At 60.3% G+C, this 18,246-nt stretch carries 13 protein-coding genes and 4 pseudogenes; 14 read left to right on the top strand and 3 right to left on the bottom strand.

Going from position 1 to position 18,246, the window contains the following annotated elements:
• Positions 1-110 precede the first annotated feature (110 nt).
• From BLW24_RS19665 to BLW24_RS19675, 3 genes and pseudogenes are all read left to right on the top strand, one after another.
• Positions 111-1,133 (top strand): amidohydrolase family protein, encoded by a 1,023-nt coding sequence (locus BLW24_RS19665; RefSeq protein WP_090386194.1) that lies wholly within the window; start codon positions 111-113, stop codon positions 1,131-1,133.
• 62 nt (positions 1,134-1,195) lie between these two features.
• Positions 1,196-1,648, top strand: coding sequence for a DUF3859 domain-containing protein (locus BLW24_RS19670; RefSeq protein ID WP_090386197.1), 453 nt, complete (start codon positions 1,196-1,198; stop codon positions 1,646-1,648).
• Positions 1,649-1,836: 188 nt separating this feature from the next.
• Positions 1,837-3,462, top strand: a pseudogene (locus BLW24_RS19675) (methyl-accepting chemotaxis protein).
• A gap of 77 nt (positions 3,463-3,539) precedes the next feature.
• On the opposite strand, the gene fabB reads toward BLW24_RS19675, so the two are convergent.
• From fabB to BLW24_RS19690, 3 genes and pseudogenes are all read right to left on the bottom strand, one after another.
• Positions 3,540-4,760: a beta-ketoacyl-ACP synthase I gene (fabB, locus tag BLW24_RS19680; RefSeq protein WP_090386200.1), complete on the bottom strand. Its 1,221-nt coding sequence runs from the start codon at positions 4,758-4,760 to the stop codon at positions 3,540-3,542.
• A gap of 12 nt (positions 4,761-4,772) precedes the next feature.
• Entirely contained in the window at positions 4,773-5,288 is a 516-nt protein-coding gene (gene fabA, locus BLW24_RS19685) for a 3-hydroxyacyl-[acyl-carrier-protein] dehydratase FabA (RefSeq protein WP_090386203.1), read from the bottom strand.
• 172 nt (positions 5,289-5,460) lie between these two features.
• A pseudogene (locus tag BLW24_RS19690) lies at positions 5,461-7,390 on the bottom strand (ATP-binding protein).
• A gap of 251 nt (positions 7,391-7,641) precedes the next feature.
• Here BLW24_RS19690 and BLW24_RS19695 point away from each other — a divergent pair.
• The 11 genes and pseudogenes from BLW24_RS19695 (at position 7,642) to BLW24_RS26670 (ending at position 18,094) form a co-directional block, all read left to right on the top strand.
• Complete coding sequence (locus BLW24_RS19695) at positions 7,642-8,664, top strand: NAD(P)H-dependent glycerol-3-phosphate dehydrogenase (protein WP_090386205.1); 1,023 nt, start codon at positions 7,642-7,644, stop codon at positions 8,662-8,664.
• Positions 8,665-8,698: 34 nt separating this feature from the next.
• Entirely contained in the window at positions 8,699-9,046 is a 348-nt protein-coding gene (locus BLW24_RS19700) for a DUF4389 domain-containing protein (RefSeq protein WP_090386208.1), read from the top strand.
• A 25-nt stretch (positions 9,047-9,071) separates the two neighbouring features.
• Complete coding sequence (gene sixA, locus BLW24_RS19705) at positions 9,072-9,536, top strand: phosphohistidine phosphatase SixA (RefSeq protein ID WP_090386212.1); 465 nt, start codon at positions 9,072-9,074, stop codon at positions 9,534-9,536.
• Between the two features lie 114 nt (positions 9,537-9,650).
• Positions 9,651-11,318 (top strand): AMP-binding protein, encoded by a 1,668-nt coding sequence (locus BLW24_RS19710; protein ID WP_090386215.1) that lies wholly within the window; start codon positions 9,651-9,653, stop codon positions 11,316-11,318.
• A 68-nt stretch (positions 11,319-11,386) separates the two neighbouring features.
• The gene (locus BLW24_RS19715) at positions 11,387-11,833 is read left to right on the top strand and encodes a hotdog fold thioesterase (RefSeq protein WP_090386217.1); all 447 of its coding nucleotides are present in this window, start codon (positions 11,387-11,389) and stop codon (positions 11,831-11,833) included.
• 137 nt (positions 11,834-11,970) lie between these two features.
• A pseudogene (locus BLW24_RS19720) lies at positions 11,971-12,770 on the top strand (alpha/beta fold hydrolase); the annotation flags it as partial.
• Between the two features lie 6 nt (positions 12,771-12,776).
• Positions 12,777-13,640, top strand: a complete 864-nt coding sequence (locus BLW24_RS19725) for an alpha/beta fold hydrolase (RefSeq protein ID WP_090386223.1) — start codon at positions 12,777-12,779, stop codon at positions 13,638-13,640.
• A 51-nt stretch (positions 13,641-13,691) separates the two neighbouring features.
• The gene (locus tag BLW24_RS19730) at positions 13,692-14,354 is read left to right on the top strand and encodes a glutathione S-transferase family protein (protein WP_090386229.1); all 663 of its coding nucleotides are present in this window, start codon (positions 13,692-13,694) and stop codon (positions 14,352-14,354) included.
• Complete coding sequence (locus BLW24_RS19735; RefSeq protein ID WP_090386232.1) at positions 14,351-15,163, top strand: DUF4892 domain-containing protein; 813 nt, start codon at positions 14,351-14,353, stop codon at positions 15,161-15,163. The genes BLW24_RS19730 and BLW24_RS19735 overlap by 4 nt, the downstream gene beginning before the upstream one ends.
• 91 nt (positions 15,164-15,254) lie before the next feature.
• A complete protein-coding gene (locus tag BLW24_RS19740; RefSeq protein WP_090386235.1) occupies positions 15,255-16,319 on the top strand; it encodes an AI-2E family transporter in 1,065 nt (354 codons plus the stop codon).
• Between the two features lie 231 nt (positions 16,320-16,550).
• Positions 16,551-18,094 (top strand): annotated as a pseudogene (locus BLW24_RS26670) (YdgA family protein).
• The last annotated feature ends 152 nt before the right edge of the window (positions 18,095-18,246 follow it).

An 18,246-nucleotide genomic window follows, 5' to 3' on the forward strand; every position in this document is an offset into this window, starting at 1 on the left:
AGGTGCATGGTCGGTGTGTCGAAGCTGAAGCCATTGCTGCAATCCTGGTTTCTGAACTAGAGCTCAGTGTAGTGAGTCAATTGTGCTCACGTCTTCCGGAGGGTTGGGGTTTGAAGCGACTTGCGTTGAGTCTGGCTGTTCTCGTCACTGTCTGTAGTCCGCTGGCGCTGGCACGCGATTACCGCTTTAGCGATGCTCATCTGCACTATGTCGACTTCTTTCAGGAAAGCGCGGGAATGACCGAACTGTTCGAGCAGATGGCCGCCGGCAATATCGAGCATGTGATGCTCTCGGGCATTCCGGTGGCGAAGAAGTGGCATGAAGACGAACCCAAGCGGCCACGTTACTACGCCGGCGACGATGCCAACGCCTATTGGTACAGCGCCACCGATGTACTGGTGGCGCATGCCTATAAGCAGGTGCCCGCCGAGCAGCGCAAGCGTCTGCATCCATTTCTCTCCGGCTTCAACCCGAATGACAAGAATGCCGATGCGCATATCCGCCGCATGCTCGAGCTCGATCCTGGCCTGTGGCAAGGCATCGGCGAGATTTTCACCCGGCATGACGACCTCACCGCGCTGATTCATGGTGATGCGCCGCGGGCTAACAACGAGGCTTTGGCGCGGGTCTTCCATCTGGCTGCCGAGTATGATCTGCCGGTGATGCTGCACTCCAATATCACGTCCAAGCGTGAGCGCAATCCGCTCTACCTGCAGGAAATCGAGGACCCGCTGCGCAACCATCCGCATGTGCGATTTATCTGGGCGCATGCTGGTACCAGCATGGAAGTTCATCGGCACCAGGAAAAGCTGGAATTCTTGTTGCCTACGCTTGAACGGATGCTCAAGCAGTATCCCAATCTGTATATCGATCTGTCCTGGACTGTGCTGCAGCCCTATCTGCTGGATGCTGACGGCAAGCCTGATCCTGCCTGGGTGAAGCTGGTCAGCAGCTATCCGGCGCGCTTTATGCTCGGCTCCGATGTGGTCGGACGCTTCACCAGCTTGGCGGACTATATGAGCGGTTTTAAGCCGTTTCTCGATGCCTTGCCTGAGGATGTCGCGCAGCAGGTGGCACGCGATAACTTTCTCGCGGTGCTGCCGCGCCGGGTTCAGACCGATCTGGCAGAGTAGGGCTGTCATTGCTCTGTCATACGGGTGTCATAGGCTCGCGCCATCTAAAAAAGGAGCGCGACATGCAATACACCCGTTTTAGTGCCCTGGCCGCACTTGTGTTGATCAGCAGCCTGGCGCAGGCCGAAGTCCGGGTAGACGGCCCGGTCGAGCACGGCGTTTTCGCCAGCGATTATCAGGACTTTCAGGAAGGTGAGCGGGTGTTGACCCGCAGTAACCAGCAGATTGAGCAAGGCGAAGTAATTCCTGCCAAGTTCGGCATGCGTTACACATTGGTTGGCAAAGTGGCAGAAGACTCGCCGCTGACGTTGCTGTACCTCACCCCTGGCGTGGTCACTCCACAAGGCACGCGTCACGACAAATTCGTTGTGACGCAAAAGCTGGTTCCCGGGGCGCCGCAGGATGTCATGGCCTTTGAGTTCACCGAGCGGCATGAAGTGGTGCCCGGTGAGTGGCACTTTATGGTGTTCCAAGATGATCGCAAGTTGCTGGAGCAGCGCTTTATCGTGCGTTGAAGTTAGCTGAAGTTTTCACGCTGAACCCGAGCCCAGGCTCGGGTTTTTTATGATCGATAGGTCAAGAAGGCTAAGAGTGAGTCGATAGCTGTATCTGTAGATATTGGCTGAAGGTCTTAAGGCATTCATAAGGATAATGGCCATACGCTATCGAATAAGCTGCTTCAGAACTGTAAAGGACTGCCGTGATGACCCTAAGAAATCTCAATATTGCGCCCAGAGCGTCGCTGGGCTTTGGCCTGGTGGCGCTACTGGTTCTGCTGCTCGGTAGCTTTTCGTTGCTGCAGATGAGCGAAATGAACAAGCAGTCGGAGCAGATAAATGGGAACTGGTTGCCCAGTATCCTGAGTCTGGCAGAGATGAATCAGGATCTGCTGCGGCTACGGGCACTGGCCCTGCGCTCAATGCTCAACAGCGATGAGTCATCGACCAAGCAGAACATCGCCAGAATGGAAGAGTTCCGAGGCCTCTTACACAAAGCCCAACGTGAATATGAAAAGCTGATTTCCAGTGCAGAGGAAAAGACTCTTTACGGGCGCTTCAAGCAGGCTGAGAGCAGTTATCTGCAGGAGCAAAACAGGATCGTTGATGCGTTAAAGAAAAATGACTTGGACGCTGCACTAGCGGTCGCCCACGGCTCGCTCAACGGCCACGCCGACAGCATGGCCAAGGCCCTGGCTGAACTGTCTGAGTTGAACCGGGTTGGCGCCACCGCCGCTGCCAAAAATGCCGATGAGGTATTTGAACGCTCGCGTTGGTGGGTAATCGTGATGATTGCTCTGGCACTTGGCCTGACGGTGATCCTGGCACTGCTGCTGACCCGCAGTATCGTTGCGCCGCTGAGCGAGGCGGTACGGGTGGCCGAAGTGGTGGCAAGCGGCAACCTGACCCAACCCATCGAGGTGCAGGGCAGTGATGAGCCGGCGCGTTTATTGAGTGCCTTGAAAAGCATGCAGCAGAGCCTGCGCAGCACCATCAGGAATATTTCCGACTCCTCCACGCAGCTGGCCTCGGCGTCAGAAGAACTCAGTGCGGTGACCGAGGACTCGACCCGCGGCTTACACCAGCAGAACAATGAAATCGAGCAGGCGGCTACAGCGGTCAATCAAATGACCAGTGCCGTGGAAGAGGTCGCGCGTAATGCCGTCAGCACCTCTGAGGCATCCAGTGAGTCCAACCGCACGGCCCAGCATGGCCGCGAGCAGGTGCGCCAGACTGTCGAATCGATCAGTAACCTGGCTGATGACGTGACCCATACCGCCTCCGAAGTTGAGCAGCTGGCCGGGCAGGTGCGCGATATCAGCAAGGTACTGGATGTGATCCGTTCGATTGCCGAGCAGGCCAATCTGCTGGCGCTGAACGCCGCGATTGAAGCCGCGCGGGCAGGTGAAGCCGGGCGCGGTTTTGCCGTGGTAGCCGATGAGGTGCGGGCCCTGGCGCATCGCACCCAGCAGTCGACCCGTTAAATCGAGCAAATGGTCAGCGGCATTCAGCAGGGCACCGACAAAGCGGTGAGCTCCATGCAGAACAGCAACAGCCGGGCGCGTTCAACTCTGGATGTAGCCAAGGCTGCAGGCCAGGCGCTGGATGAGATTGCGGCTGCGATTTCGCAGATCAACGAGCGTAACCTGGTGATTGCCAGCGCTTCGGAAGAGCAGGCTCAGGTGGCCCGCGAAGTGGATCGCAATCTGGTGAATATCCGTGATCTGTCGATGCAGTCTTCGGCCGGGGCCAACCAGACCAGTGCAGCCAGCCAGGAGTTGTCACGTCTGGCGGTGGACCTCAATGCACTGGTAGCGCGCTTCTCTATCTGAGTGAGCTCCGAGTAAAGCACAATAAAAAAGGCCATCCCGAGGGATGGCCTTTTTATGCTGCAAACACAGGGCGAGGCTTATTGGCCTGCCCAGCGCTTGAGCACCAGAGTGGCGTTGGTACCACCGAAGCCAAAGCTGTTGCTCATCACGGTGTCGAGCTTGGCATTCTCGACGGTACTGCGCTGGATCGGCAGGTCGGCGATTTCCGGGTCGACTTCGTCGATGTTGACCGAGCCAGCGATAAAGTTGCCTTCCATCATCAGCATGCAGTAGATCGCTTCCTGCACGCCGGCGGCGCCCAGGCTGTGGCCCGAGAGGCTCTTGGTCGAGCTGATGGTTGGCGCCTTGGCACCGAACACTTCGCGTACTGCGCGGCTTTCCGCGACGTCGCCGACTGGAGTCGAGGTGCCGTGGGTGTTCAGGTAATCGATAGGGGTATCGACGGTGGCCAGGGCTTGCTGCATGCAGCGCACTGCGCCTTCGCCGCTTGGGGCAACCATGTCATAGCCGTCGCTGGTGGCGCCGTAGCCGACGATTTCGGCGTAGATCTTGGCGCCGCGCTTGAGGGCGTGCTCCAGTTCTTCGACCACCACCATGCCGCCACCGCCGGCGATAACGAAACCGTCACGCTTGGAGTCGTAGGCACGCGAGGCTTTTTCCGGGGTTTCGTTGTACTGGGTGGAGAGGGCGCCCATGGCGTCGAACAGGAAGCTCTGGCTCCAATGTTCTTCTTCACCGCCGCCGGCAAACACTACATCCTGTTTGCCCAGCTGGATCTGCCCCATGGCATTACCGATGCAATGGGCGCTGGTGGCGCAGGCCGAAGAGATCGAGTAGTTGACGCCCTTGATCTTGAACGGTGTGGCCAGGCAGGCGGAAACGGTGCTGCCCATGGTGCGCGGCACGCGGTACGGGCCAACGCGCTTGACGCCCTTTTCGCGCAGGATGTCCATGGCCTCCATCTGGTTGAAGGTCGACGCGCCGCCGGAGCCTGCAATCAGGCCCACCCGTGGGTTGGAAATTTCTTCAGCACTGAGGCCCGAATCTTTGATCGCCTGTTCCATAGACAGGTAGGCAAATGCCGCCGCATCACCCATAAAGCGATAGACCTTGCGATCAATCAGCTCTTCCAGGTTCAGGTCAACGGAACCGGATACCTGGCTGCGCAGGCCCATTTCGGCATAGGCAGGGTTGAAGCGGATGCCTGACTTGCCAGCACGCAGGTTGGCAGAGACGGTGGCTTTGTCATTGCCCAGGCAGGAAACGATGCCCAGGCCGGTAATCACGACGCGACGCATGCGATAAGTCCTTTAGAAATTGTCGGTAGAAGTGAACAGGCCAACCCGCAGGCCTTCGGCGCTGTAGATTTCGCGGCCATCAACGCTGACGGTACCGTCGGCGATAGCCAGGACCAGGGAGCGGGCGATGGTGCGTTTGATCTGAATGTTGTAGGTGACTTTCTTGGCGGTCGGCAGGACCTGGCCGAAGAATTTCACTTCACCCGAACCGAGGGCGCGGCCGCGGCCGGGATTGCCCTGCCAGCCGAGGTGGAAACCCACCAGCTGCCACATGGCATCCAAGCCCAGGCAGCCTGGCATTACCGGATCGCCTTCAAAGTGGCAGGCGAAGAACCACAGGTCAGGAGTGATATCGAGCTCGGCGACAATTTCGCCCTTGCCGTACTTGCCGCCGGTGTCGCTGATGTGAGTGATGCGATCGATCATCAGCATGTTCGGCGCGGGCAGTTGCGCATTACCTGGGCCGAATAGTTCGCCGCGACTGCAAGCGAGCAGTTCTTCCCGGGTGAAGGCGTTTTGTTTTGTCATGCGAGCTCCTCAATTTGTCCCATGCGCCAAGGCTGGGCGAATCATCCTGGCTGGCGACGCAGCCTCTGCGCCTGCCAACAGCCTAGTCATAGACTGTTGCGTTGTGGTGAAAGTCACAGCCTTGTGAGTACAGTTGTACTCCGCTCTTGTTGGCCTGTCATAGCCCATGGCTCTAGCCTGCAGCAGTTGAGCCTTCTTGACTACCCGTCAAAGGTCGAGAGGGCAGCCAGCGTTGCAGGATTCGCTGCAAATCAGCCCGTTTGAAGGGTTTTGCCAGGTAGTCATTCATGCCCGATTGCAGGCAGGCCTCGCGGTCGCCCTGCAGGGCATTGGCGGTCAGGGCGATGATCGGCAATTCGGCGCAGCCCGGCAGGCGGCGGATCTGCCGCGTGGCCTCGTAGCCATCCATGATTGGCAGGCGGCAATCCATCAGAATTGCTGCATATCTCTGCTGGCTGACCTGATGCACGGCCTGGGCACCATCGCCGACCAGACTTACCTGATAGCCCAGGCTGCGCAGCATCGCCTCAATCTACGGTCTGGTTGACCGGGTTGTCTTCGACCAGCAGCACCGGCTGGCCTTTACCCTGGTCTGCTGGCAGTGGTGCGTCGCTGACAGCAGGTGCGACCTGCTGGGAAAAGGGCAGTGGCACTTCCAGGGTAAATACCGAGCCCTGGCCTTCCTGGCTGACCGCGCGCAGGGTGCCGCCCATGCGCTCGGCAAGGGTGCGGGCAATGGGCAAACCCAGCCCGGTGCCTCCGTAACGTCTTGAAATAGAAGTGTCGGCCTGCTGGAAGGCATCGAACATATGTTCCAGGCGCTCGGGGGAGATGCCGATGCCGCTGTCGTGTACCGCGCAGCTGAACCACAGTACCTGGTTGTCCAGCGCCTGCCAGGTGCTGTGTACGCGGATACTGCCGCTTTCGGTGAATTTCAGGGCGTTGCCGATCAGGTTGACCAGAATCTGCCGAATCCGCGTTGGGTCGCCCTGTACCTGTACCTGCAGCTGCTCCAGCCCGCTCTGCGTGTCCAAGAGCAATTGCAGGCCTCGCTGCTGGGCGCTGTGTTGGAATACCTGAATCGAGCTTTGCAGCAGGTCGAGCAGGCTGAAAGGGATGCGCTCCAGTTCCAGCGCACCGCGTTCGATGCGCGAGAAATCGAGAATATCGTTGATGACTTTCAACAGGTGCTCGGTGGACTCGGTGGCCAGGGCGGCGTATTCCGCCTGCTCCTGGGTCATTTCCGTGGTTTCCAGCAACTGCAGCATGCCCAGTACGCCATTCATCGGTGTGCGCAACTCGTGGCTCATCATCGCCAGGAAATCGGATTTGGCACGGTTGGCCAGCTCCGACTGTTCGCGCGCTTGAATCAGCAGGGCCATGGCCCGTTGTTGTTCTTCACTTGCGCTGGCCAGGCCGTGGGCGAGGTTGTTGATATGCCGCGCCAGCGCCTGCAATTCCCCTTCACCGACTTCGGGCAGAGTGGTCTGGTAGTTGCCGGCCTGAATCGCGCTAACCGCTTCGCCCATGGCGCTAAGCGGTTGTGACAGATGGCGGGCCAGGCGGCGAGCGAGAAGAAAGGTCAGTACCAGGGCAAACAGGGCGATCAGGGTGGCCTTGAAGAGGATTTCCTGCTGGCGGGTGTTGAAGGCATCGTTGGACATGCCCACGACGACATAACCCAGGTAGTCATCGGTCAACGTTTGCTGAGTGGGACTGTTTAATGCCGCGCGTTGCAGATGGATCGGCGCCTGGAATACCTCAACCAGGCTACTGGCGTGGCCGCTGCCGGGTGTCTGTTCGACGTAGACGAGAATCTTGCCGGTGTGGTCGCGTACTTCAAGGAAGCGCACATGCGGGGTCTTCAACGTGGCTTGCAGCAGGGCATCGAGGACATCGAGGTTGCCGGAAATCACCCCGTAGGTGCTGGCCGGGGCCAACTGGCTGGCGATCAGCTGGCCGTTGTGGTTGAGCTCCTGACGCAGGTCCTGCAGGCGGGCAAAGGTGAAGAATCCGGTGAGCAGCAGGGTCAGCAACAGGGCGGGGCCGACACTGATCAGTTGAGTACGGGTATGGATATTCCAGCCGCGGCGCAGAATCATCGGGCCACTCCGCTGCTGCGCAGAACTTGCGAGCGCTGGAGAGCTGGCCGATTTTTCACGACCTTAGGGTGAAGCCGGGCTTGGGTGCTATAGATCACGCCACAACCTTGTTTGCGTTTTAAAAGGCTGCATGTTAACTGAGCTGCCTGGCTTTGCCAGTGCCAGGCAACCTGCTAAAAGCTGGCTGCATACAGGTGTCGCCGTATAATGCGAGCGATTCGCCACTTTCAATGGTTTACCACGGATGCGTTATGACTGATCAGCACCCCATCGCAGTGCTTGGCGGCGGTAGCTTCGGCACTGCGATTGCTAATTTGCTGGCCGAGAATGGCCAGCACGTCCTGCACTGGATGCGCGACCCACAACAGGCCCAGGCGATTCGGCTGACCCGTGAAAATCCGCGTTACCTCAAAGGCATCAAGATTCACTCAGGCGTTGACCCGGTAACTGACCTGAGCGCGACCCTGAAGGCTTGTCAGCTTATTTTCGTGGCCTTGCCCTCCAGTGCTTTGCGCCAGGCCTTGCAGCCGGTGGCCGAGCTGCTGAGCGGCAAGTTGCTGGTGAGCACCACCAAGGGCATCGAGGCGCAGAGTTTTCTGCTGATGAGCCAGATTCTCGAAGACATTGCTCCGCAGGCGCGCATAGGCGTGCTGTCTGGCCCGAATCTGGCGCGTGAAGTGGCCGAGCATGCGCTGACTGCTTCGGTCGTCGCCAGCGAGGACGAAGATCTCTGCCAGCAAGTGCAGGCCGCGTTGCACGGCCGTACCTTCCGCGTGTACGCCAGTGGCGACCGTTTTGGCGTCGAACTGGGCGGGGCGCTGAAGAACGTCTACGCGATCATTGCCGGTATGGCGGCGGCCATGGACATGGGCGAAAACACCAAAAGCATGCTGATTACTCGCGCATTGGCGGAAATGACCCGCTTTGCGGTCAAACTGGGCGCCAATCCCATGACTTTCCTCGGGCTGGCCGGGGTGGGCGATCTGATCGTCACCTGCTCCTCGGCGAAAAGCCGCAACTATCAGGTCGGTTTCGCCCTCGGTGAGGGGCTGAGCCTGGAGGATGCTGTAACGCGTCTGGGTGAAGTGGCGGAAGGGGTAAACACCCTCAAGGTGCTGAAAGCCAAGGCTGAAGAGTTGCAGGTCTACATGCCGTTAGTCGCAGGTCTGCATGCCATTCTGTTCGAGGGGCGCACGCTGAATCAGGTGATCGGCGCACTTATGAGTGGTGAGCCGAAGACCGACGTCGACTTTATTCCCACCACCGGTTTCTAAGATTTAGCTTTCTAAACCCTGCAAGGAGATGAGCATGAGTGATGACAATCAGGAACTGCAGCGCGAATCGATTCTACTGCGCATCCTCTGGATGGTGATCTTCACCATTGTCTGGCAACTGGCGGAAATCCTCCTGGGCGCCGTGGTGTTGCTGCAGCTTGGTTACCGCTTGTTTTACGGTGCGCCGAATGCCGGTCTGCTGAGCTTTGGTGACAGCTTGAGCCAGTACCTGGCGCAGATCGGTCGCTTTGGCACCTTCAATAGCGATGAAAAACCCTGGCCTTTTGCCGACTGGCCTACCCCGCAAGCACCACAAGGTGAGACTCCGCACAGCATTCCGGCGGCGGCCCACCCAGTGCGTGACGAAGAACCGAAGCTTTGACTGGTCGGTTGATGGGGGCAGGGCGGTGAAGCTGTGGCTGCTGCGCCACGGTGAAGCCGAATCGACTGCACGCACTGATGCCGAGCGCAACCTGACTGCCCATGGTCGGCAGCAGGTGCGTGAGGCAGCTGCGCACTTGCTGGACCGGCCATTGCAGGCCGTTCTGGTCAGCCCCTATGTCCGGGCGCAGCAGACGGCCGATCTGGCCTGCGACGTTTTGGCCTTTAGCGGTAGCCGGCAGACTGTGCCCTGGCTAACGCCGGAGAGTGACCTGCGCCAGACGCTGCGCGAGCTGGACGGCTATGCGTTCGACGAGCTGTTGCTGGTTACCCATCAACCGCTGGTTGGCGCCTTGGCGGGCTTGCTGATTCATGGCCATCGCCAGCAACCGCTGCCCATGAACACCGCCAGCCTGGCGTTGCTGGAAGGTGATGATCTGCTGGCCGGGTTAATGAAATTGTCGCTCCACAAGCACCCGGCGCAGCGCTGACGGCTTACTACACGCCGAAACATTTCTCCTCTTGCGGGCCGCCTTTGTGCGTGGAATAGTCCGACCAAGCAATTGCTTGGTTGGCTCCACAAAAACAATAAAGGAGGAAGCCCTGTGGCTGATGCAATCCGTTTGCCGCTTGAGGTGTTTTATGAGCGCGAGGCTCGGCACCCGAATAAACGCTACATGGTGCAGCCGCTGCCGGGTGGTCAGCTGCAGGAACTGAGTTGGGCCGACGTCGGCGAGCAGGCGCGCCGTGCGGCCAACTGGCTGCGCAGCCGCGAACTGCCACAGGGCAGCCGCATCGCGATCATTTCCAAGAACTGTGCGCACTGGATTGTCACCGACCTGGCGATCTGGATGGCTGGTCACGTTTCGGTGCCGTTGTATCCCAACCTCACCGCCGAATCGGTTGGTCAGGTGTTGCGCCATTCCGAGGCCGCACTGGTGTTCGTCGGCAAGCTGGATGATTGGCCATCCATGTTGGCGGGTGTGCCTGAGGGCGTGCCTACTATCGGCCTGCCGCTGCGCCCGCAGGGCGAATTCAGCTTTACCTGGGATGACCTGCAGGGCTGTACGCCGATTCAGGACAACCCCAAGGCGGCTGCCGACCAGCTTGCCACCATCATCTACACCTCCGGCACCACCGGCACGCCGAAAGGGGTGATGCATCACTTCAGCAATTTCGGCTTCGCCGCCAGCCACGCCACTGAGCTGTTTGGCGTTGGCGAGAATGACCGGGTGCTGTCCTACCTGCCGCTGTGCCATGTGGCCGAGCGTATGTTTGTCGAACTGGCGTCGATCTACGCCGGACAGACGATCTTCTTTGCCGAGAGCCTGGACACCTTCCTCGAAGACCTCAAGCGCGCGCGGCCAACGGTGATGTTTGGCGTGCCACGGTTCTGGACCAAGTTCCAGATGGGCGTCTACAGCAAGATGCCGGCCGAGAAACTGGACTTCCTGCTCAAGCTGCCGATTATTGGGCGTATCGTCGGCAAAAAGGTACTGGTCGGCTTGGGTCTGGACGCTGTGCGCTATGCGCTGTCTGGCGCGGCGCCGGTGCCTGAGGCACTGCTCAACTGGTACAAGCGCCTGGGCCTGGATGTGCTGGAGGTCTATGGCATGACCGAGAACTGCGGTTACTCGCACGTATGCCGGCCAGGCAAGTTCAAACAGGGCTGGATCGGCCAGAACAGCCCCGGCGTCGAGGTGCGGATTGCAGAGGATGGCGAAGTGCAGGTGCGCAGCGGTGCGACCATGCAGGGCTACTACAAGGACCCGGAAAAGACTGCAGAAACCATCACCCCGGATGGCTTCCTGCGCACTGGCGACAAGGGCGAACAGGATGCCGAGGGTAACCTGCGCCTGACCGGGCGGATCAAGGAAATCTTCAAGACCAGCAAGGGCAAATACGTTGCTCCGGCACCCATTGAAAACCGCCTGGGCGAGCACTCGCGCATCGAACAGGTGTGTGTGGTCGGCGATGGCATGGCCCAGCCGATGGCACTCTGTGTGCTTTCTGATGTAGGCCGCAGCGAAGCCCTCAACGGCGCGCGTGGCGAGCTGGAAAGCAGCCTGAAAAAACTACTGGAAGAGGTCAATCAGAATCTCGACAAGCATGAGCGCCTGCAACGCCTGGTGCTGGTCAAAGAGGTGTGGGCGGTGGATAACGGCTTCCTCACCCCGACTCTGAAGATCAAACGCGCGGTGGTTGAAGGCACCTATGGTGAACGCTTCGACGAGTGGACCACTCGCAGCGAAGCGGTGCTCTGGCACGAGTGATCAGGCACGTGGCCGGCATACTTGTATGCCGGCCACGTTCTGGCTGAATCGACCTTAAAGGACTGACTATGGCCCTCTGGCAGCAAACCCCGAACCTGGCTCAGCTCAATGGCTTTCTGAAAAACACCATCGGCGAGCAACTGGATATCCGCTTTGACGCCTTCGACGACGAGTCGCTGACCGCCAGCATGGTGGTCGACTCACGTACTCACCAACCCTACGGCCTGCTGCATGGCGGCGCGTCGGTGGTGCTGGCGGAAACCCTTGGCTCCACCGCCAGCCATCTGTGCATCGACAGCAGCAAGTTCTACTGTGTTGGCCTGGAAGTAAACGCCAATCACCTGCGCGGCTTGCGCAGCGGCCGGGTGACTGCGGTCGCCCGCGCGGTGCATCTGGGGCGTACCACCCATGTATGGGATATCCGCCTGAGTGGCGAGGATGGCAAGGCCAGCTGCATTTCCCGGCTGACCATGGCCATTGTGCCGTTGGCTGAGAACGGTCCGGCGCAACGCTGAGGGCCGCCCGCGCTATTCGTTGGCGGGCCTCCCATCAGCTTTGGCTATAGTGCCGTCATTCACTGGCCGTTTTGTCATTGCTGCATCTCAAGCACTGCCGGACAATCGTTGGCAACTTCCCTGATAAGCCCGCCGCCATGACCCAGTCCGTATTCTTCGCCCATGCCAACGGCTTTCCCTCGGCCACCTACGGCAAGCTGTTTGCCGCGCTGGCGCCTGACTACTCGGTGCAGCACCTGGAGCAGCATGGGCATGACCCGCGTTTCCCGGTGAATGACAACTGGAGCAATCTGGTCGATGAGCTGATTCACCACCTCGAAGCCAGCCGGCAACCGGTCTGGGGTGTTGGTCATTCCTTGGGTGGCGTGCTGCATTACCATGCCGCCTTGTTGCGTCCCGAGCTGTATCTGGGCGTAGTGATGCTCGACTCGCCAGTGCTGACCCTGGCCGACAAGATGGTGATTCGCGCAGCCAAACGCTTTGGCTTTATCGACCGCATCACCCCGGCAGGGCGCACGCTGGGCCGGCGTGAGGAGTTTTTCGACCTGGCCGAAGCACGCGGCTATTTCGCCGGCAAGGGCCTGTTCCGCCGTTTCGATCCCGAATGCCTGGATGCCTATGTGCAACACGGTCTGCAAGCGGCGGGTAGTAACCTGCGCCTGCGCTTTGATCCGGCTACGGAAATCAGCATCTACCGCAGCGTGCCGCATACCAGCCCGGGTCGGCCGCAGCAGTTGAAGGTGCCGCTGGCCATGGTGCGTGGCCGCCATAGCCGGGTGGTACTGCCGCATCACGCCCATCTGGTGCGCCGCGTGCCGAAGGGTGAATACCTGACCCTGCCCGGCGGGCATATGTTTCCTCTGGAGCGCCCACAAGATACGGCGGAGTTGCTGAAAAAGCTGTTCCAGCGCTGGGCCGGGCAACCCGCGAGCGAGCAAAGCGCATGAGCCTGAATTTTGAAGAAGTCCGTCTGCGCCTGCCGCATATCGAGCTGGCTGCCCATCTGTATGGCCCGGAAGACGGCGTGCCGGTGATTGCTCTGCACGGCTGGCTGGACAATGCCGCCAGCTTTTCCCGCCTGGCGCCGTTGTTGCCTGGGCTGCGCATTGTGGCCCTGGATTTTGCCGGCCACGGCCATTCTGAGCATCGTCCGCCAGGCGCCGGTTACGCCATCTGGGACTATGCCCATGATGTGCTGCAGGTCGCCGAACAGTTCGGCTGGCAGCGCTTTTCTCTGCTCGGGCATTCCATGGGCGCGATCGTTTCGGTGTTGCTGGCCGGGGCGATGCCGGAGCGGATCGAACGCCTGGCGCTGATTGACGGGCTGATTCCCTACACCGGTGAGCCGGACACGGCGCCACAGAAACTCGGCGAAGCGCTCAAGGCGCAGCTGGCCCTGGCGGGCAAGAGCAAGCCGGTGTATGCCGAGTTCGACCGGGCCGTGCAAGCGCGGATGCGCGGGGTAGGGGCGGTCAGCCGTGAAGCCGCAGAATTGCTCGCTCAGCGTGGCCTGATGCCGGTGCCCGGTGGTTATACCTGGCGCACCGACAGCCGCCTGACGCTGCCATCGCCGCTGCGCCTGACCCAGGCCCATGCGTTGGCGTTTGTGCGCAGCCTGCAATGCCCGGCCAAACTGGTGATGGCGCAGCAGGGCATGTTGCTTGCTCAGCCGAGCATGACTCAGCTGGTCGAGGGCCTGGCCATCGAGGTGGCGCAGCTGCCTGGCGGCCATCATCTGCATCTGGATGACGACGCTGGGGCGGGCTTGGTAGCAGACTGTTTCAAAGCTTTCCTGGGCGCGCCTTGACTTGGTAAAGGCAACTGGGGAAAGGTGTGGGCGATAGCCACGGAGATTCGCATGATCGACCTGTATACCGCCGCCACCCCCAACGGCCATAAAGCGTCCATCGCACTGGAAGAGTTACAACTGCCGTACACCGTGCAGGCTTTGAGTTTCGACAAGCAGGAACAGAAGGCTGCGGCTTTTCTCAAGATCAATCCCAATGGCCGCATTCCGGCGATTGTTGACCGCGCCAATGATGATTTCGCCGTGTTCGAGTCCGGTGCCATTCTGCTGTATCTCGCCGAGAAAACCGGGCAGCTGCTGCCCAGCGACGCCAAGGGGCGCTCGCGGGTGATCCAGTGGTTGATGTTCCAGATGGGCGGGCTCGGCCCGATGCAGGGGCAGGCCAATGTGTTTTTTCGCTATTTTCCGGAAAAACTGCAGGGCCCGATCGACCGTTATCAGCACGAAACCCGCCGTCTGTATGAAGTGCTCGACACTCGCCTAGGCGAGTCGCAGTACCTGGCCGATGACTACAGCATCGCCGATATCGCCACCTATCCCTGGGTGCGCATCCACGATTGGGCCGGCGTCTCAGTCGACGGCCTGGAGCATCTGCAGCGCTGGATGGCTGAGCTGGCTGATCGCCCTGCAGTGCAGCGCGGCTTGCTGGTGCCGCAGCGTGAAGCAGACGGCGACAAAATCGTTAAAGCGGCGCAAGCGATGCTGATCAAATGAGCGGCCTTAATCGTTATTGCCTTGCTCTGAGTCTGCTGCTGGGCAGCGCCGTTGTCTGGGCAGATGTTGCTGGTAGCCAGGATCTGGACGTGCTGCCGCGTTTCGCCGGGAGCAAGATTGTCAGCTTCAAGGATGTTGCCGAACAGGAGCGCATTTACCCGCAGGGGGCGATTCGCCGCATCAGCGGCACTCTGCGTTACGAGCGCGAAGTGGCCGCCCAGGGCCAGTTGACCGCCGTGACCTATGAGCTGCCGCGCACTCACACGGCCAATGAGGTGTTCGCCAAGGCCCGCGGCGATCTGCAAGCCCAGGACGCCGAGTTGCTTTACTGGTGCGTGGGTCGTGAATGCGGTTCCAGTAGTCTATGGGCTAACGCGGTATTCAATAACGCTACCCTAACCGGTTCGGATGACCAGCAAACGTACGCATTGCTGCGTCTCGCTGAGCCACGTCAGGACAGCTTGTTGGCGCTGTACAGCATCACCCGTGGCAACAAGCGCGCTTACCTGCATGCCGAGATGCTGAACGCCAATGCGCCGTTGGGGGACGTCTTGCCTACCCCAGCCACCCTGCTGCGCCAGCTGAAAAGCACTGGAGAACTGCGCTTGGCCAAACAGGCCGAACCCAGCGCTGCCTGGGTCGAACTGCTTGCGCGCAGCCTCAAGCTCGACAGCACCCTGCGCATCGTCATCAGCGGCGCACAGGCTGAAGCCTGGCGCGATGCGCTGGTAGAACAGCGGGTGCGTGCCAGCCGTCTGGAGCTGGGTGATGCTGACGTGAGCGGCGTACAACTCAACGTGCTGCGCTAAGACGCTACTGCCGGTACTCTTGCGGTGATTAATTGATCCGGCTCTGTCCCATGCGGCAGAGCCTTTTTGCGTTGTGCAGGGAGCTGGTTGAATGGCCAATAACGATCGTTTGCTGGTGCAGATTCTCCTGCTGGTCCTGTTGGGTGCCAGCCTGTGGGTATTGGCACCGTTCTGGTCGGCGCTGTTGTCGTTTGCCAGCTGGCCGGTGATGCGCGTGCTGACACGCCTGCTCGGTGGCCGTCAGGCGCTGGCTGCGGGGCTGCTAACCCTGGTTTGGACCGTGGTGGTGGCCGTGCCATTGGTGATGCTGGGCTTCAACCTTGCGGATCACATCAAGGATGTCACCGCCTTGCTCAAGGACTTTCAGGTCGAAGGGCTGCCACCGGCACCCACCTGGTTGGCTGGCGTGCCGCTTGTGGGTGAGCGCCTGGTGGGCTTCTGGATGACCATCGACCAGCAGGGTGCGGCGTTTTTCGCCACAGTGCGGCCGTACCTGGGGCAGGTTGGCAACTGGCTGCTGGCGCGCAGTGCGCAGATCGGTGGCGGCATGCTGGAATTGGCCCTGAGCCTGATTCTGGTGTTCTTTTTCTACCGCGACGGGCCGCGCCTGGCGGCGTTTGCCGAAAGCCTGCTGCAGCGCCTGATCGGCGATCGCGCCGAGCATTACCTGGAGTTGGTGGCCGGCACCGTGCAGCGGGTGGTCAACGGGGTGATCGGTACTGCCGCAGCGCAGGCGATCCTGGCCTGGATCGGTTTCACCATCGCCGGCATACCCGGTGCGCTGGTGCTGGGGATTCTGACGTTTGGCTTCAGCCTGATCATGGTTCCACCGCTGATCTGGGGCCCAGCTGTAGCCTGGTTGTTCTGGCAGGGCGAAGTCGGTATGGGTGTGTTCCTGCTGATCTGGGGTTTCCTGGTAATCAGCGGCGTCGATAACATCCTCAAGCCGTACCTGATCAGTCGTGGCGGTAACCTGCCATTGATCGTGGTGCTGCTTGGTGTGTTTGGCGGCATCCTGGCGTTCCGCTTTATGGGCTTGTTCCTCGGCCCAACCCTGTTGGCCGTGGCGTATAGCCTGCTCAGTGACTGGGTTGGTAGCCCTGTTGTAAACGCCGCTGCGAGCAGCGCGGAGCCGGCGGACAAACCGCTCAGCTGAGTTCGCAGTGCAACCGTGCTGGTGTTCGAGCGGGTTGGCATTCTCGGGAAATTTCCCCCGCGGCGCCTTGGTCGCCTGTAGCCGGGGTGGTAGCCTTGCTGCGCTTCGCCGGCTGATACACGGCTTGCGCAGTCAGGCGTTGTGCGCAAGCCCGACGCCGCGCCTCAAACCGCAACAGGCGGTAGCAGGGAAGCCCCACACCTATAACGGACACGCAGGATTACTCCTCCCATGAAGAAAATTGCAGGCAGCGCCCTTGGCGCAGTTGTCGTTCTCGGCGCATTGAGCACCGCAGGCGCCTGGTACACCGGTCAGCAGCTTCCAGCGGTGCTGGAAACCTCGATTCAGCAAGCCAACCAGGATATGGGCAAAACCCTGCCGGCCCTTGGCCTCAGCGCCAGCATCGAGCTGGTTTCCCTGGAGCGCCAGCTGTTCAGCAGCAACGCGCGCTATCGCATTCAGTTTGCCGGCAGCCTGGATGGCGAATCGCCGAGCAACTTCGAGTGGTTAGTCACCGACCGCATCGAACATGGGCCTTTCCCGCTTTCGCGGTTGCAAAGCCTGAAGTTGCTGCCCGTTATGGCCACCAGCAACTATGCGCTGGAGCGCAGCCCGGAGCTGGAGAAGTGGTTCGCCGGTAGCCAGGGCGGTGCGCCGCTGCAGGGCCAGGTCAGCCTCGGTTATGACCGTTCGATGAGCGGCAACCTGCGTGTGCAGCCGCTGCAGATGGCGCTGGATGAACAGAGCCAGATTGATTTCAGCGGCCTGGAGATCGACTTCGACAGCAGCGCGAATGTCGAGAAAATCAGCGCCAGTGGCGTGATGGACAGTTTCAAGGTCACCTCAACCCTGTCCACCGATGAAAGCATGCGCCTTGAGTTCAGGGGTATGAACCTCACCAGCAACACCCGCAAGGGTACCAGCGACTTCTACCTGGGACAGAACGAGGTGCGTCTGCAGCAGATCGAGCTGCAGATTGGCGAGAGCGCGCCCATCCTGTTCAAGGATTTCGTTCAGCGTGATGAGACCAGCGAGGCCAACCAGCAGCTGTCGGCACGCTACAGCTATGACGTCGGCATGATCAGCTATCAGGGCACTGATATCGGCTCCTCGCAAATGCTCTGGACCGTGAAAAACCTCGACGCGCGGCTCTGCAGTCGATGATCGAGCTGTACGGCAGCCTGCTGCAGAGCGGCAAGGTCGACAGTGAAAGCGGTATGCCGCAGCTGACCGACGAGCAGACTGCGCTGTTCAAGACCGATCTGGAAAAACTGCTGGCCGGCAAACCGGGCCTGGCCCTGGAAAAACTGGCGTTCAAGACCGCCAACGGCGAGAGCAGCTTCAGCTTTGGCTTGGACTTGAACAAGCCGGCATCATTCGACCTGCCGGCGCCTGAGCTGGCCAAGCAGCTGATCGCTCAGCTGGATGCCAAACTGCTGGTGTCCAAGGCGATGATTGCCGATGTAATTGGCGTGCAGGCCACTCTGGCCGGGGAAACCGACAAGGAAGCGATTGCCCAGCAGGCTGCGATGGTAGGTGACATGGCCAGTGGCATGGCGGTGGCCAGCGAACTGGCGGTGGTGCAGGGCGAGGACATCAGCTCCAGCCTGCAGTACGCCAACGACCAGGTGACTTTCAACGGCAAGCAGATGACCGTAGAGCAGTTCGTCGCACTGGCCATGAGCAGCGGCGGCGGTTTGGCGGGCATGGCCCCTGAAACCCCGGCTGAGGAAATGCTGCTGGAAGAAAGCGAGGCTGAAAGCACCCTTCAGTAACGCTTTCAGCGCTACGCCCTCAGCGTAGCCAGCGCGTCACATACGGCCAGACGACCTGTAGAGCAGGGCGCCTGGCCGTTTTTTTGCCCATGGCCCGCGATCTTTACGCTTTCTTTATGCCGGGTGGCACCGCCCGCACTCGTTCCTTTACG

The organism is Pseudomonas anguilliseptica, from assembly GCF_900105355.1.
GTDB lineage: Bacteria > Pseudomonadota > Gammaproteobacteria > Pseudomonadales > Pseudomonadaceae > Aquipseudomonas > Aquipseudomonas anguilliseptica.

What these genes read in the sequence shown, in the direction of transcription:
- BLW24_RS19715 (WP_090386217.1), top strand. Translation starts at nt 11,387, where the DNA reads ATGGCCCTCTGGCAGCAAACCCCGAACCTGGCTCAGCTCAATGGCTTT.
- BLW24_RS19740 (WP_090386235.1), top strand. Translation starts at nt 15,255, where the DNA reads ATGGCCAATAACGATCGTTTGCTGGTGCAGATTCTCCTGCTGGTCCTG.
- BLW24_RS19670 (WP_090386197.1), top strand. Translation starts at nt 1,196, where the DNA reads ATGCAATACACCCGTTTTAGTGCCCTGGCCGCACTTGTGTTGATCAGC.
- BLW24_RS19725 (WP_090386223.1), top strand. Translation starts at nt 12,777, where the DNA reads ATGAGCCTGAATTTTGAAGAAGTCCGTCTGCGCCTGCCGCATATCGAG.
- BLW24_RS19695 (WP_090386205.1), top strand. Translation starts at nt 7,642, where the DNA reads ATGACTGATCAGCACCCCATCGCAGTGCTTGGCGGCGGTAGCTTCGGC.
- BLW24_RS19735 (WP_090386232.1), top strand. Translation starts at nt 14,351, where the DNA reads ATGAGCGGCCTTAATCGTTATTGCCTTGCTCTGAGTCTGCTGCTGGGC.
- BLW24_RS19730 (WP_090386229.1), top strand. Translation starts at nt 13,692, where the DNA reads ATGATCGACCTGTATACCGCCGCCACCCCCAACGGCCATAAAGCGTCC.
- BLW24_RS19700 (WP_090386208.1), top strand. Translation starts at nt 8,699, where the DNA reads ATGAGTGATGACAATCAGGAACTGCAGCGCGAATCGATTCTACTGCGC.
- fabA (WP_090386203.1), bottom strand. Translation starts at nt 5,288, where the DNA reads ATGACAAAACAAAACGCCTTCACCCGGGAAGAACTGCTCGCTTGCAGT.
- fabB (WP_090386200.1), bottom strand. Translation starts at nt 4,760, where the DNA reads ATGCGTCGCGTCGTGATTACCGGCCTGGGCATCGTTTCCTGCCTGGGC.